Genomic DNA, 15,764 nt, shown 5'->3' on the forward strand with positions numbered 1-15,764 from the left:
GATGGCCAGCAGTCCCTACATCGCCGTCACCATGGGCGACGGCGCCGGAATCGGCCCCGAGATCATCGTGCGGGCGCTGCTCGACCCCCAGGTCTCGGCGACAGCCCGGTGCGTCGTCATCGGCGACGCGGCCCGCCTACGGCAGGCCGCCGGCATCGTCGGGCTCGATCCGGAGATCGCCCCCGTGACCGGAGTGACCGACGCCGAGTTCACCCCCGGCCGGATCAACGTCATCGACCTGGGACTGCTGCCGGCCGACCTGCCGTTCGGCCGGATGTCGCCGGTGGCCGGCGACGCCGCGTACCACTACGTGCGGGTGGCGAGCGAGCTGGCGATGGCGGGCGAGGTGCAGGCCATCTGCACGGCCCCGCTGAACAAGGAGGCGCTGCACGCGGGCGGGCATGTCTTCCCCGGCCACACCGAACTGCTCGCCCAGCTCACCGGGACCGCCGAGGTGTCGATGATGCTGTCGACGCCGAAGGTGAAGGTCATCCACGTGACCACCCACATCGGCCTCATCGACGCCGTGGAGCGCATCGAGCCAGGGTTGGTGGAGCGGACCATCCGGCGTGGTCACCAGGCCATGGTGGACGCGGGTGTGCCCGCACCCCGCATCGGAGTCTGCGGCATCAACCCGCACGCCGGCGAGAACGGCCTGTTCGGCCGGGGCGAGGAGGAGTCGAAGATCGTCCCCGCCGTCCAGGCCTGCCGGACCGACGGGATCGACGTGCAGGGCCCGCTGCCCGCGGACACGCTCTTCTTCCTCGCCGGACGCGGTGATCACGACCTGGTGGTGGCGATGTACCACGACCAGGGCCACGGCCCGGTGAAGGTGCTGGGCCTGGAGGCGGGCGTGAACATCACCGTCGGCCTGCCCGTCATCCGCACTTCGGTGGACCACGGCACCGCGTTCGACATCGCCGGCAAGGGGATCGCCGACCACCGATCCATGATCGAGGCGTTGCGGCTCGCCGTCGAGATGGCGCCGCAGCCGGTCGCCGGTTGACTCCTCGGATAAGGTGCGCATGACATGAGCAGGCAGAGATCGTCGCAACGACGCGACCAGATCGTGCAGATGGCCGCTTCCAACGGACTGGCCAGTGTGGAGGAGCTCTCCGCCAAGCTGGGCGTGACCCCCTCCACGATCCGGCGCGATCTCGCGCTGCTCACCACCCAGGGCAAACTCGCCCGCACCTACGGCGGCGCCCTCAGCCTGGAGCCGCACCCGGAGGCCTCACTACGTCAGCGCCTCGGCGAGGCGTACGCCGCCAAACGGGCGATCGCGGCCTGGGCGGCCGAGCAGATCGTCCCCGGCGAGAGCGTCCTGCTCGACGCCGGGTCGACGACGGCCGCCCTGGCCCAGATCCTCACCGGGTTCACCAACCTGTCCGTCTCCACCATCGGCCTGACCGCGCTGGAGGTCCTGGCCGAGGCGGAGCACCTCGAGGTCGTCCTCCTCGGGGGCCGACTGCGGACGCTGAGCCAGAGCTTCGTCGGACCGGTCACCGAGTCGGCGCTGGAGCGGATGTCGTTCGACCGCGCCTTCATGGGCGCCGACGGCGTACGCGCCGACCGGGGCATCAACGAGAAGGACCTCGAACAGACGCGGCTGAAGGAGCTCATGATGAGCCGCGCCGATCATGTCTACGTCCTGGTGCACGGGGCCAAACTGGGCCAGGCGCCCTTCCACGCGTGGGCGGTCATGCCACCCCGATGGACCCTCGTGACAGACGACTCCGCGCCCGACGACGAGGTGGCCAAGTTCCGCGACAAGGGCATCCAGGTGGTCATCGTCGAGCCGGCCCCGGCCGGCGCCGCCTGACAGCGTTCCACGCAATATCAACGGCTACAGGTGCCACAGCACAACAGATGTGCGCCGTACCGTACCTCCTGATCGGCCGACTGCTGCCCGGCTGATCTCGTGTCATGCCAGTTCAGCGGGCCTTGGCATGTCAGAGGAGAGGGCGGGATACCCTGCCTGCGGTGCCTCGAACCGCGTGACCGGAGGAGTCGATGCTGGGATGACGGCAGGGCGACCATTGCCCACACAGGACGACGTGTTCGGGTACTTCAACACGCTGTCGAACTGGGGACGGTGGGGCGACGACGACGAGCTCGGCACGCTGAACCACATCACCGACGACGTTCGGCTGGCGGCGGCGCGGGCCGTGCGCCACGGCAGGAGCGTGTCGTGCGCATGGGAGGTTGCCGTACCGGAAGAGATGGAGCGGTCGACGACGACGTGCCCGTGCGCCGCCGACATGCCGGGTGCCGAGAACATGCCGATGCCCGCCTTCCACGCCGACCGGCGCTGGGGCTTTTCGTCCGAGCGGCTCGGCATCACGTTCCACGGCAACACCCTCACCCACATCGACTCTCCGTGCCACATCTTCTGGGACGGCACGATGTACAACGGGCGGTCGCACTCGTTGGTCGACGCCGCAACGGGGTCGGCGTGGGCGGCCGTCACGGCGGCGGCGAACGGGATCATCACGCGTGGTGTCCTGCTGGACATCGCGAGGGTCCGCGATGTGCCGTGGCTGGAACCGGAGCAGGGTGTGTTTCCCGAGGATCTCGAGGAGGCGGAGCGTCGCCAGGGTGTGCGGGTGCGATCCGGCGATGCGGTACTCCTGCGGACCGGCTATGGCCGCGTCCGGCACGAGGCCGGTGCGGCCAGCGGTTTCACGCAGGCCGGCTGGCACGCGTCCTGCCTGCCGTGGCTGCATGAACGGGAGGTCGCGCTGATCGGCGCTGACACCCCCCAGGAGGTTCAGCCGTCGGGGTACGACGACGTGTTGATGCCGGTTCACGCCGTGAGCCTCGTTGCGATGGGTCTGTGGCTGCTCGACAACTGCGACCTGGAGGCGTGCGCGACGACGGCTGCCGAGCTCGGCCAGTGGGACTTCCACCTCGCAGTCGCGCCGGTCCGCTTCGCCGGTACGTCCGGCAGCCCAGTCAACCCGATCGCCACATTCTGACCGCGGGACTCGCGCCCGACAGTGTGGGCACCCTTAACGATGCTTCTCCGGCCGGCCTCCGGTCTTCACCTCTGGCAGCAGCGGCTCGCGGCCTCGGCCATCTGCCCGCATGTCGGCTCTTGACCGTCGATCGTGGCCGGCTTAGCTTCGTCAATCAGAAAGGTCTCTTAACTAATTTGGCCTCATCCCTCGCGGAGTGCCCATGCGATCGTTCCGTCACCGCCGCCTCACCGCCCTCGTCGCCCTGACGACCGTGCTGGTCACCGCCACCCCGGCGACCGCCGCGAGCGCGCCGGACAACCCGAACCGCCGGGCCGGCCACCTCCGCGTCGGCTACTTCACCCAGTGGGGAATCTACGGCCGGGCCTTCCCGGTCAAGAAGCTGGACACCTCCGGGGCGGCGAGCCGCCTCACCCACGTCAACTACGCCTTCGGCAACGTGAGCGAGGACGGGCGCTGCTACGTGGACGGTGGGCCGGGCGAGGGTGACGCCTGGGCCGACTACCAGCGCCCCGTCCCGGCGGAGGAGAGCGTCGACGGCGTCGCCGACGCCTGGGGCGAACCGCTCAACGGCAACCTCGGCCAGCTGGCCAAGCTCAAGGCCAAGCACCGCGACCTGAAGGTGATGATCTCGCTGGGCGGCTGGAGCTGGTCGACGTACTTCTCGAACGCCGCCCGCACCGACGCCTCCCGCCGGGCGTTCGTCGCCTCCTGCATCGACCTCTACCTCAAGGGGAACCTCCCGGTCCTGGACGGTGGCAGCGGCGGCCCGGCCGCGGCCGCCGGCGTCTTCGACGGCATCGACCTGGACTGGGAGTGGCCGAACTGGCCGGGTGAGCCGGGCAACGTGGTCCGCCCGGAGGACCGGCAGAACTTCACCAAGCTGCTCGGCGAGTTCCGCCGGCAACTGGACGCGTACGGCCGGCAGACCCGCAAGCACTACGAGCTGACTGCCTTCCTGCCGGCCAACCCGGTGGCCATGGACGCCGGCTACGAGGGCCGCAAGATCTTCCAGTACCTGGACTTCGCCACCGTGCAGGGATACGACTTCCACGGCGCCTGGGACGCGGTGACCAACCAGCAGTCGGCGCTGCGCGTGCCGGCGGGAGCACCCGACAGCCCCGACTTCTCCGCCGAGGTGGCGATCGACGCCTGGATCGCTCGCGGTGCACCACGTGACAAGCTGGTCCTCGGCATCCCGTACTACGGCCGGGGCTGGACCGGCGTCACCGGCGGCGGGAACGGCCTGTTCCAGCCCGCAGCCGGGCCCGCGCCGGCCACCTTCGAGGCCGGCTACGAGGACTACCGGCGGCTCAAGGCCCTGGCCGGCGACGGCTTCACCATTCACCGCGACGTTCGCGCCGGGCACGCCTGGTTGTTCGACGGCACGACGTTCTGGACGTACGACGATCCGGCGGTCGTGCTGCAGAAGACGCGGTACATCCGCCGGGCCGGCCTGGCCGGAGCAATGGTCTGGTCGCTGGACGGCGACGACGACAACGCCACGCTGACCAGGACGATCAGCCTCGGACTGGCGACCCCGTAGCCGCACCTCGCCCCGGGGCGCTCCCGCGGCACCCATAGATCCCCACCGGCCCGTCACCGACCGTTTCTCGGCCGGCGACGGGCCGGCGGCGTTCGGAAGCACCCGCAACGGCCGGCCGGGGCGACGGACGAGCGATCTGATCGTTCAGCCCTATGCAACCGGCAAACAGGGGAAAGTCGACGCAGAGCCGCACGTACCGGAGGAGGATCCCGTGCCACCAATGCACCGGCGGCTGCTGGCGCTGCTCGGGATCACCGCGGCGGTCCCGCTGGCTGAGGTCGTCGTGCTGGTGCTGCTCGGGTTCATCCCGGCCGAGGGGCTGGCGCCGCAGAGCACCGCGGTCTGGCCGTACGACTCCTACCACGACATGCGCTGGCTGCTGGTCTACCACAACTCCTGGCTCATGTTCGGCTCCGGCCTGCTGGGTCTGATCGCGCTGCGTGGAGTGCTGTCCGCGACGATCGTCAGCCTGGCCTGGCCGGCGCATGCGCCGCGGCCGCCGTACCGGGCGCTTCTGCTGCGCAACGTCGGGGTAGCGGCGTTCGGAGCGTTCCTCGTCCTACCGTTCGCCGCGTACGCGATCGCGGCGTCGGTGGTCTCGCTGTCCTGGTTCCTGTTCGCCGCCCTCATTCCGATGCTGCTGCTCGCCCCCTTCCTGCAGCGGATGTCGGTGGGCCCAGGGTGGTGGCGCGGATTGCCGTCGATCGAACTGGTCGGCTGGTCGCTACTCGACTTCGTCGTGATCACCGTTCTCGGCGGCCTGGTGTGGCGCACCCCGGAGGTGTGGACGCCCATTGTCACCATCGCCGCCGGCGCACTCAACGGTCTGCTATGGCGGCAAACGGTGCACGCGGCCGTCCTGCAGAAGCGGATACGTTGGGCGCGGGTGCCGGTCGCACCGATCGTCATGGTGCTGGCGCTGGCCGTCCCGCTGGCGTCGCAGGTGCTCTCCCAGCCCCGCAACCAGGCCAACACCGTCACGGCGCCGATCCTCAACCAGCGGCTACCGCCGCAGGTGCCCTACGCGGTGATCCTGCTCGACGGGCACGACTCGGCGTACGACGGCCGATCCGCGGCGGATCCGAACGTGCAGCCGTTCTCATACCTCGGCCTGGACTCAGCTGGCCGCCCGCGGCCGTACCGGTCGAGCGCCACCCACCGGTCGCTGGAGTCCAGCTCACAGCTGCTCGCCGCGCAGATCGAGATGCTCCACCAGCGCACCGGACGGCCGATCGCGCTGATCGCGCGGAGCGAGGGGGCGATGGTGGCCCGCACCTACCTGCGGGACCGGCCCAACTCTCCGGTGCGGGCGCTGGCGATGTTCAGCCCGCTGGTCCGCGCCGGGCGGACCTACTATCCCCCGCCGGAGGCCAATACCGGCTGGGGGCTGGCCGCGGGATGGCTGCTGCGGGTGATGTTCAAGGTGACGACCATCGGCAACCGGGCCGGCAGCACACCCGACGAGCCGTTCGTCCGCTCACTGCTGGACGGGGCGACCTTCTACCGCTACCAGATCCTGTGCCCGATCCCGGGCGTACGCGTCGTCGCCTTCCTGCCGACGGTGAGCGCCGCCGAGGCCCCACCCGGCCAGAAGCTCCAGATCCCGGTGGTCGAGGTGCCGACCTTCCACGCGGGAATCATCGGCCGGAAGAGCGCCGACGACGTGCTGATCAGCTTCCTCGCCGGCGCGAACGTCAACCATCCCCGCCGCGAGTTCGGCCCACTCCAGCAACTGGGGGACGCCTGGCACGCCCCCGCCCTGGCGATCCAGCTGAATCCGGTCTGGCGGCCCACCGCGCCACCCGGCCGGCCGTTCACACCGACCCGATTCTGCCGCACCTGATGCCCTACCTCGCGGCGACCGACACCGGCGTGCTGAGCCGGCCCTCGTTCCCGCTGCGATCCAGCCCCGACACGCAGTAGGACAGAGAGCGGCCGGCCGGGGCGGCGCGGTCGACCCAGCCGCCACCACGGGCAGTGCCGACGAGTTGGGCCACCTCGGCGTCCACCCGGTAGACGGCGAAGCTCGCCGCGCCGTCCCCGCGCCAGGTCAGCACCACCCCGTCGTCCGCCCGGCGTACGCCCGTGACCTCGGGCGCGGCCGGCGGCGCGGCCGGTAGCTGCGCCATCGTGGGCACCAGCGCCGGGCCGGCGTAGTGCGCCTCGCTGTACCGGCTGACCGCCCCGAGTTTGTCGGCGCGCACCTGCTTGGCGCTGAAGTGCACACTGCCGTTCACCCCGTGCCGCCGGTTGAGAGCGAGCTGGCGGTCCAACTCGGCCGGGTCGCGCCAGGCGCCGCGCTCGCCCACCCGGTAGTCGGCCTGGCCGATGTAGAGCTGCACCCGGGTGCCCCGCACCGTTGCCGCCCACCACGGCAGCAGCTTGGCGTAGTCGGCCTTGCCGAACCCGATGTGCCAGTAGAGCTGCGGCACGACGTAGTCCAGCCACTGCTCCCGTACCCACAGTCGGGTGTCGGCATAGATGTCGTCGTAGCTCTGCAACCCGGCGGTCGCCGAGCCGGCCGGGTCGGTGCGCTTGTTACGCCAGATACCGAACGGGCTGATGCCGAACTTCACCCACGGCTTGATCGCCTTGATCCGCTCGCTCATCTCCCGGACCAGCGTGTTCACGTTGTCGCGGCGCCAGTCGTGCTTGTCCGCGAACCCCCGGCCGTAGCGGGCGAACGCCGCGCCGTCCGGAAAGTCCTGCCCGGCCTCCGGGTACGGGTAGAAGAAATCGTCGAAGTGCACCCCGTCGACGTCGTACCGCTGCACCGCCTCCAGCATCGAGTCCTCGACGAACTTGCGCGCCTCCGGCACACCCGGGTTGAAGTAGAGGCGGCTGCCGGGCCGGCCAGCGCTGGGATAGGTCACCACCCAATCGGGGTGTCGGCGCAGCGGATGGGCCGGCGCGAGCTGGTCCAGCCGCGGGCCGGGCCCGCCGACTGTGGCCGGCTGCCCACCCCGGTACGGGTTGAACCAGGCGTGGAACTCCAGGTTGCGGGCGTGCGCCTCGGCGACCATGAACTCCATCGGGTCCCAGCCCGGGTCACGGCCGTCGCGGCTCCCGGTCAGCCACTGTGACCACGGCGCGTACCTGGACGGCCAGAGCGCGTCCCCGCTCGGCCGCACGTGCACGAACACCGCGTTGTGGTTGCGCCGCACGGCCAGGTCGAGCCAGCTTCGGAACTCGGCCCGCACCTTCTCGGCGGGCAGTCCGGGTCGGCTCGGCCAGTCGATGTTGTTGACCGTCGTGATCCACATGCCGCGTAACTCGCGGGGTGCCCGCGCCGGCCGGCCGGCGCAGGTCGGGGTGCCGGCGGCAGCCGCATCGCCCTGCTCCGGTGCACCGCCGCCGCCGGCAACCCGCCCATGCAGCGACCAGGCGCCGAGCGCGACCGCCACGGCGAGCGAGACGACCACCGCGACGAGGGTCTGGGTACGGCGGCGGAACCGGGGAGCGGGCGGAGCGGCGGCGGGCATCGGCCCAGTCTGCCCGGTGCCGCCCGCCGGAAGAACCAGTTCCGCCGTTACTTAACAGCCAGCTAAGGCGAGTCCCCGCGAGTGACGACGCCAGGACGGCTCGGTTTGCCTGAGCCGTCCTGGCGTGCACACCGTCAGTGGCTCGCCCAGCGGCCGACCACCGCTGCCGCGCCGCCGCCCCGGCGTACCGGTTCGGCCGCGGCGACCAGCCGGCCGTCCGTCAGGAACTCGATACCGGTCGCGGCGCCGATCTCCTCGGTGGAAGAGAAGGCGTGCCCCGGGGGCAGGCCGTTGGCGTACGCGCTGATGAACGCCGGCTCCGCCTGAGTGCTGGCGCCGTTGCGCTGCGACGCCCGCGGCGCCGCCAGCGCCTCCGGCAGGGTCATCCCCAGGTCGATCCGGTTGACCAGCATCTGCAGGACAGTGGTGATGATCGTCGCGCCGCCCGGCGTACCGACAGCCAGGAACGGCCGCCCGTCGGCCAGCACGATCGTGGGCGACATCGAGCTGCGGGGACGCTTGCCCGGCGCGGGCAGGTTCGGGTCGGGCGCGGTGCCCTGGGTCGGCGCGAAGTTGAAGTCGGTCAGCTCGTTGTTGAGCAGGAATCCCCGACCGGGGACCACCATGCCGTTGCCACCGGTCGCCTCGATGGTCAGCGTGTACTCCACCACGTTGCCCCACCGGTCGGCCACGGTCAGGTTGGTGGTGCTCTTACGGTCGTCGCGGGTGTCGGCGACCGCCGCCGCCGAGCAACCGCCGTAGGCGCCGTCGGGGACGCCGGGTGCAACCGGCTTGGGCAGCGCCGCCGAGGCAGCGATCTGGCACGCGCGTTCCTTGGCGAACCCGTCGCTGAGCAGTTCCTGGAGCACGCTCTGCCCGGTGTGGTCGCCGACGTAGCGGTTACGGTCGGCGAACGCCAGCGCGCTGGCCTCCAGGTAGTGGTGCATGGCCTGCGTCGCGGTCATCGACCGCAGGTCGAACTGCTCGAGGATGTTGAGCGCCTCCCCCACCGCGGTGCCGCCGCTCGACGGGGTGGACATGCCGTACACCTCGAAGCCGCGGTAGTCCGACCGGGTGGGCTCCGGGAAGCGGGTGCGGTAGGCGGCGAGGTCGGCGGAGGTCATCCCGGCCGGCCGGATCGGGTACGGCCAGGACCCGACCGGCTGCGCCGCCACCGGCGGGTGCTGCACGGTGGCGACCACGTCGCGGCCGACCTCGCCCCGGTAGAACACGTCGGTGCCCCGCTTGGCGATCAGACGGTACGTCTCGGCGAGGTCCGGGTTGCGGAACGTGCTGCCGACCGCCGGCGGCTGGCCGCCGGGCAGGTACAGCGCACTGGTCGAGCTGAACTGCCCGAACGCGGCCTGATTCGCGGCGACCTGGCTGGCGAAGGTCTCGTCGACGGGGAAGCCGTCCTCGGCGACCCGCGCGGCGGGCTTGAGCATCTGCGAAAGCGACCGGGTGCCCCAGCGGTCCAACGCGTCCTGCCAGGTCAGCAGGGTGCCGGGAACGCCGGCCGACAGCCCGCTGATCCGGGCCTCGTCGAACCGGTACGGCTGCCCGGTGGCCGGGTTGACGAAGCTGGTTTCGTTCATCGACGCCGGTGCCGCCTCGCGGCCGTCGATGGTGTGCACCTTGCCGCGCTTCGCGTCGTAGTAGACGAAGAAGCCACCGCCGCCGATGCCGGCCGAGAACGGTTCGGTGACGCCGAGGGTCGCGGCGGCGGCGACCGCCGCGTCGACCGCGTTGCCACCGCGCCGCAGCACGTCCAGCCCGACGGCCGTGGCGGTGGCGTCCACCGTGGACACCGCGCCCCCGTATCCGACGGCCACCGGCTCCTTGGGCGGCTCGGCCGGCTTCGCCTGGGCGGGAACCGCGATCCCGGCCACCAGCGCGCCCAGCGCGATGGTCGTGGTGATGAGGGCTCGAGGTCTCATGTGTTCTCCCCGATCGCGTAGGTGGGATTCCTGCCTACCCTCCTCGCCGAGTGTAGGCAACCCGACAGTCGATATTGCCGAGGCCGGGTTCAGCAGCGGGTGACCATGACGCCCGGTCTGTCACGATCGCGACTGCACTTTCGTTCGGTCCCCCCGCAGACTACGGTCGCTGTCACCTCGCCAGCGTTCACCCAGGCCGGGTTCCGGTCGTTCGTCGCAGTGCTCCGCACAGCGGAAGGGGCCGCCGTCATGACGATCAGCCACAGCAGCGTCGGTGAGTCCGACGCCGGTCCGGTCGGTCACGGCCCGCACAAGGTGCTGGCGCTGCACGGGTGGTTCGGGTCGGCGCAGGGCTGGGGCTGGCTACCCGAGTTGATCGACGCCGAACGTTTCACCTGGGCATTCCTGGACTACCGGGGATACGGCACGCGCACGGCGGTCGCGGGCGAGCACACCATCGCCGAGATCTCCCGCGACGCCCTGGACCTCGCCGACTCCCTCGGCTGGGACACCTTCTCCGTGGTCGGGCACTCCATGGGCGGCATCGCCGCCCAGCGGGTGCTCGCCGACGCCCCCGGCCGGGTGGAACGCCTCGTCGGCATCAGCCCGGTCCCGGCCGGTGGGGTGCCCTTCGATTTGCAGAGCTGGGCGCTGTTCGACGGCGCGGCCGCCAACCCGGACAACCGGCGCGCCATCATCGACCTCACCACCGGCAACCGGCTGTCCGGCCGCTGGCTGGACGAGATGGTCCGGTTCTCCCTCGATCACTGCACGCCGGCGGCGTTCGGCGCCTACCTCACCGCCTGGGCGCGGACCGACTTCACCGACGAGGTGAAGGGCAATCCGGTACCGGCGCTCGCCGTCGTCGGCGAGCACGACCCGGCGCTGGGCGCCGACACAATGCGCGAGACCTGGATGCGCCACTATCCCAACGCCCGGCTCGAGGTGCTGGCCAACGCGGGGCACTACGCGATGTACGAGACGCCGGTCCGGTTGACCACGGTGCTCGAGGAGTTCCTCGGGCAGTGACCGTCGATCCGGCGCCCCTGGTCGACCCCCGCACCTATGTCGACGGCGTCCCGTACGACCTGCTCGCCACGCTGCGCGCGGCCGGCCCGGTGGCGTGGGTCGAGGAGCCGCCGCTGCTCGGGCTACCCGGCGGGCCGGGCTTCTGGCTGGTGCTCCGGCACGCCGAGGTGACAGACGTGCTCAAGCAGCCACGGCTCTTCTCCTCCTGGCTCGGCGCCACCCAGATCCGCGACCCGGTCACCCCGGAGGATCTCGGTTACGTGCGGCGGATGATGCTGAACATGGACCCGCCGGAGCACGGCCGGCTGCGCCGGCCCGTCGCCCGCTCGTTCACTCCGCGCGCGGTCGCCGCGCTGGAGGCGTCGATCCGTGCGACCGCGGCGGCGCTCGTCGAGCGTACGTTGGGCGACGCCGACGAGGGGACCTGCGACTTCGCCCGTGATCTCGCGGCCGACCTGCCGCTGCTCACGCTCGCGGACGTGCTCGGGATGCCGGAGCCCGACCGCTGGCTGCTGTACGACTGGTCGAACCGGGTGATCGGCTTCCAGGATCCGGACCATGCCGGGTCAGCCGCGTTCGATCCGCGGGCCGGCACCGCCGCGGCCCGCGAGGCCCTGCGCCACCGGCCGGCCCCGGACGCCGACGGCCGGATGCCGGATCCGCGCACCCGGGCCGGCATGGCCGACCTCTACGCGTACGCCCACCTGCTGGCCGAGTCGAAGCGCCGCAGCCCGGGACCGGACGTCATGTCCATCCTGCTGGCCCAGCAGGGGGAAGACCGGCTCTCGGTGGACGAGTTCGAGAACATGTTCTGGCTGTTCGCCGTGGCCGGCAACGAGACGATCCGCAACGGCCTGCCCGGCGCGATGATCGCCCTGCTGGAGCATCCGGCCGAGATGGCGCGGCTACGCCGGGACCCGGCCCTCTTCGATACCGCCGTCGACGAACTGTTGCGCTGGTGGACGCCGGTGATGGTGTTCCGGCGCACTGCCACGACGGACACCGCTGTCGCCGGCGTACCGGTTCAGGCCGGGGACAAGGTGGTGGTCTCGTTCGCGTCGGCCAACCGGGACGAACGCGTCTTCGCCGAGCCCGACGGGCTCGACCTCGCCCGCCACCCGAACCCGCACCTGGTCTTCGGCCACGGACCGCACTTCTGCCTGGGCGCGCACCTGGCCCGGTGCCAGCTCCGCGCCCTGTTCGAGGCGCTGCTCGCGAACACCGTCAGCATCACGTACGCGGGTCCACCGGCGTACCTGCGCTCGAACTTCCAGCGCGGTGTGAAGCGCCTACCGATCCACTGGCGGCGCCGCTGATCAGGCTCCGGCCGCACCTCGCCGCTGGCCGCTCGGCACCGACTGGCGGGGAGCCGAAGAGGTCGGTCTGCGGCCAATTTCAGCGACCATACCAACTTTCGTCCGAACGCGACGAAAGTCGGTGCCGCTGCGGTGAAAGCTATGGACATATAGACATTAGTTTTGTACCGTCGGCCGCGTGACCACGTGGTTCGTCGAGGTGAACCGCCATCGGCGACCTGTGCGTGACTGACCGCATGTCGCACCGCGGACAGCGCTGATCGGCGCCGCGGTCGACGTCCCACGCGCCGCTCAGCGGCCCCACCACCCGGATCGCCCACTCAAAAAGGAACAAAAAGTACGTCCCCGACCTGCCCCGACCCGTCCCCAGCAAAGGAGAGGCAGATGAAGAGACGACTCTCGCTCGCCGTAGCGGGCCTGGCGACCATCACCCTCGTCGCCACACCAACCGTCGCGATGGCTCAGCCAGCCACGGCAGACGCGCCCCCCGAGTCGAGCTTCCAGAAGGTGACCCTCAACGACCACCCGGGCGAGCCGATGGACCTCGCCGTGCTGCCCGACAGCCGGGTGCTGCACGTGACCCGCCCGGGGGAGGTCTGGCTGCACGACCCCGCCACGGGCCGCAACACCCTGGCCGCGACGCTGGACGTCTACCGGCACGACGAAGAGGGCCTGCAGAACGTCGCGATCGATCCCAACTTCGGCAAGGCCGGAAACAACTGGGTCTACCTGTACTACTCCCCGCCGATGAACACCCCGGTCGACGACCCGTCGACCCCGAACGTCAACGAGGGCGACGCGCCGGCCTGGGGCACCCCCGCCGACTTCGAGCCGTTCAAGGGAGCGATCCGGCTCTCCCGGTTCCGGTTGGTCAAGGACAAGCTGGACCTGTCCACCGAGCAGCAGATCCTCGACGTACCGGTCGACCGGGGCATCTGCTGCCACGTCGGCGGGGACATCGTCTTCGACGCCAAGGGCAACCTGTACCTGTCCACCGGTGACGACACCAACCCGTTCGAGTCGGGCGGCTACACCCCCATCGACGAGCGTGCCGGCCGCAACCCGGCGTACGACGCGCAGCGCAGCTCGGCCAACACCAACGACCTGCGCGGCAAGATCCTGCGCATCAAGGTACGCGACGGCGGGGGCTACACCATCCCGGACGGGAACCTCTTCCCGGCGGGCACGCCCAAGACCCGGCCCGAGATCTACCTGATGGGCCTGCGCAACCCGTTCCGGATCGAGTTCAACCGACAGGCCGACGAACTGTACGTCGCCGACTACTCGCCGGACGCGGGCGAGGCCGATCCGCAGCGCGGGCCGGCCGGGCAGGGCAAGTGGGCGGTGGTCCGCAAGGCGGCGAACTACGGCTGGCCCTACTGCGCCACCGCACAGCTGCCGTACGTGGACTACGACTTCGCCACCGGCCGGTCCGGGCAGCCGTTCAACTGCTCCGCGCCGATCAACGAGTCCCCCCACAACACCGGCCAGCGCGAGCTGCCGCCGGTGCAGCAGCCGGACGTCTGGTACGGCTACGGCGCCTCCGCGCAGTTCCCGGAGCTGGGCACGGGCGGCATCGGGCCGATGGCCGGGCCGGCGTACCACTTCTCCTTCCCGACCACGCGGGGACGCGCCCCGGTGGCCTGGCCGGCGTACTACGACGGCATCCCGCTGTTCTACGAGTGGACCCGCGACTACGTGCAGGGCTTCCGGCTGAACTCCGGCGGCGACCTGAGCGGCATCGAGCGGGTGCTCCCCTCGTTCATCTTCGACAACCCGATGGACCTGGAGTTCGGCCCGGACGGCGCGCTCTACGTGCTCGAGTACGGCGACGGTTTCTTCAGTGAGAACCCGGACGCGCAGCTGGCCCGGATCGACTACACCGGCTGGAAGGGCAACCACACTCCGGTGCCCCAGGTCTCGGCCACGCCCACCAACGGGCTCGCACCGCTGACCGTCACGTTCTCCAGCGAGGGCACGACCGACTACGACGGCGACCCGCTGTCGTACGCGTGGGACTTCGACAACGACGGCAAGGTCGACTCGCGCACGGCGAACCCGACGTTCACCTACCAGAAGAACGGTCTCTACAACGCCACCGTCAAGGTGAGCGACCCCGGAGGGCTGTCGGCCGCCGCGTCGGTCCGGGTCGTGGTCGGCAACGCCGAGCCCGTGGTGGAGCTGGTCAAGCCGGTCGCGGGCCAGCCGTTCAAGTTCGGCGACACCGTGCAGTTCGAGGTACGGGTGACCGACGACCAGCCGGTGGACTGCGCCCGGGTCAGCGTCACGTACATCCTCGGCCACGACTCGCACGGCCACCCGCAGACCACCGCCAACGGCTGCACCGGCTCGATCCAGACGACCGTGCCGTCCGGCCACGACCCGGAGAAGGACAACCTGACCGCCGTGTTCGTGGCGTCCTACACCGATCCCGGCGGCAACGGGCTGCCCGCCCTGACCGGGTCGGACGAGGTCGTCCTGGTTCCCACGAAGTAGCCACCCAGAAGGAGTCACCATGTGTTACGGATACGACGGGGAGGCCGCGCTGCGGCGGTCCGTCATGGACCGGCGAAGCCTGCTGCGTGGTTCACTGGCGGCGCTGGCCGGTGTCGGGCTCGCGTCGGCGGGGATCGGCGCGACGGCTGCGACGGCGACCACCCGCACCACCGGGAGGCAGCACGTTCCGCCGGGCCTCATCAGCATTCAGCTGTGGACGATGCGCGACGCGTTGTGGGGTGCACCGGGGTACGACGCGACCCTGACCCACCTCGCCAAGATCGGCTACCCGAAGGTGGAGCTGGCGCTCGGCTACTTCGGGCGCACCGCCGCCCAGCTGCGTCAGTTCCTGGACGGCATCGGCATCCGGGCCAGTTCCAGCCACGACGGGATCAGCGGTAACGCCGCCGAGCTGGAGCAGAAGATCCAGAACGCGGTCACCCTCGGCCAGTCGTACATGGTGGTGCCGTACCTGTACTCCGAGCGCGCGGACGAATGGAAGCGCTGGGCGGAGCAGATGAACGTCGAGGCCGCGGCGGCGGCCAGGGCCGGCCTGCGCTACGGCTACCACAACCACGCCCACGAGTTCACGATCGACCTCGGCGGCGGCAAGCGCCCCTGGGACGTGCTGACCGCGGAGCTCGATCCCAAGCTCGTGCACCTGGAGGTCGACATCTACTGGGCCGTCACCGGCGGCATCAACTCCGGCGACGGCGTGGCCGACCCCGAGGGCTTCACCCTGGACGTCATCCGCTCCGCGCCGCAGCGTGTCCTGCAATACCACGTCAAGGACCGGCACGCGTCCGACGGCGACATGGCCGACCTGGGCACCGGCATGATCGACTTTGCCCGGATCTTCCGGGGGCACTCGGTGCAGGAGTACATCGTCGAGAACGACACCCCCGACGTGACGCCGCAGCGGACGGCCGAGATCGGCTACCGCTACCTGCGCAACGTGCGGTTCTGAGGAACCCCGGAGA

Annotated in this window: 11 protein-coding genes; 9 read left to right on the forward strand and 2 right to left on the reverse strand. The window is 70.7% G+C overall.

The window, feature by feature from the left end; translation table 11 throughout:
• Position 1 precedes the first annotated feature (1 nt).
• The 5 genes from pdxA to ABZ783_RS29005 all read left to right on the forward strand — a co-directional run bounded on the left by pdxA (position 2) and on the right by ABZ783_RS29005 (position 6,367).
• Positions 2-1,006: a 4-hydroxythreonine-4-phosphate dehydrogenase PdxA gene (pdxA, locus tag ABZ783_RS28985; protein ID WP_357443618.1), complete on the forward strand. Its 1,005-nt coding sequence runs from the start codon at positions 2-4 to the stop codon at positions 1,004-1,006.
• A gap of 24 nt (positions 1,007-1,030) precedes the next feature.
• Entirely contained in the window at positions 1,031-1,822 is a 792-nt protein-coding gene (locus ABZ783_RS28990; RefSeq protein ID WP_357443620.1) for a DeoR/GlpR family DNA-binding transcription regulator, read from the forward strand.
• A 235-nt stretch (positions 1,823-2,057) separates the two neighbouring features.
• Complete coding sequence (locus ABZ783_RS28995; RefSeq protein WP_357443622.1) at positions 2,058-2,978, forward strand: cyclase family protein; 921 nt, start codon at positions 2,058-2,060, stop codon at positions 2,976-2,978.
• 202 nt (positions 2,979-3,180) lie between these two features.
• Entirely contained in the window at positions 3,181-4,524 is a 1,344-nt protein-coding gene (locus ABZ783_RS29000; RefSeq protein WP_357443624.1) for a glycoside hydrolase family 18 protein, read from the forward strand.
• A 220-nt stretch (positions 4,525-4,744) separates the two neighbouring features.
• On the forward strand, positions 4,745-6,367 hold the full coding sequence (locus tag ABZ783_RS29005) for a hypothetical protein (protein ID WP_357443688.1): 1,623 nt from the start codon (positions 4,745-4,747) through the stop codon (positions 6,365-6,367).
• Between the two features lie 4 nt (positions 6,368-6,371).
• On the opposite strand, the gene ABZ783_RS29010 is transcribed toward ABZ783_RS29005, so the two are convergent.
• Both ABZ783_RS29010 and ggt read right to left on the reverse strand, forming a co-directional pair.
• Positions 6,372-8,006 (reverse strand): family 10 glycosylhydrolase, encoded by a 1,635-nt coding sequence (locus ABZ783_RS29010; RefSeq protein WP_357443626.1) that lies wholly within the window; start codon positions 8,004-8,006, stop codon positions 6,372-6,374.
• Positions 8,007-8,140: 134 nt separating this feature from the next.
• Complete coding sequence (gene ggt, locus ABZ783_RS29015) at positions 8,141-9,943, reverse strand: gamma-glutamyltransferase (protein WP_357443628.1); 1,803 nt, start codon at positions 9,941-9,943, stop codon at positions 8,141-8,143.
• A 249-nt stretch (positions 9,944-10,192) separates the two neighbouring features.
• On the opposite strand from ggt, the gene ABZ783_RS29020 reads away from it, so the two are divergent.
• The 4 genes from ABZ783_RS29020 to ABZ783_RS29035 all read left to right on the forward strand — a co-directional run bounded on the left by ABZ783_RS29020 (position 10,193) and on the right by ABZ783_RS29035 (position 15,751).
• A complete protein-coding gene (locus ABZ783_RS29020) occupies positions 10,193-10,972 on the forward strand; it encodes an alpha/beta hydrolase (protein ID WP_357443630.1) in 780 nt (259 codons plus the stop codon).
• Positions 10,969-12,288, forward strand: a complete 1,320-nt coding sequence (locus ABZ783_RS29025; protein WP_357443632.1) for a cytochrome P450 — start codon at positions 10,969-10,971, stop codon at positions 12,286-12,288. The genes ABZ783_RS29020 and ABZ783_RS29025 overlap by 4 nt, the downstream gene beginning before the upstream one ends.
• A 384-nt stretch (positions 12,289-12,672) precedes the next feature.
• On the forward strand, positions 12,673-14,784 hold the full coding sequence (locus ABZ783_RS29030; protein ID WP_357443634.1) for a PQQ-dependent sugar dehydrogenase: 2,112 nt from the start codon (positions 12,673-12,675) through the stop codon (positions 14,782-14,784).
• Positions 14,785-14,803: 19 nt separating this feature from the next.
• Positions 14,804-15,751, forward strand: coding sequence for a sugar phosphate isomerase/epimerase (locus ABZ783_RS29035; protein ID WP_357443636.1), 948 nt, complete (start codon positions 14,804-14,806; stop codon positions 15,749-15,751).
• Positions 15,752-15,764 lie beyond the last annotated feature (13 nt).

This window comes from Micromonospora sp. NPDC047738, assembly GCF_040642675.1.
GTDB lineage: Bacteria > Actinomycetota > Actinomycetes > Mycobacteriales > Micromonosporaceae > Micromonospora.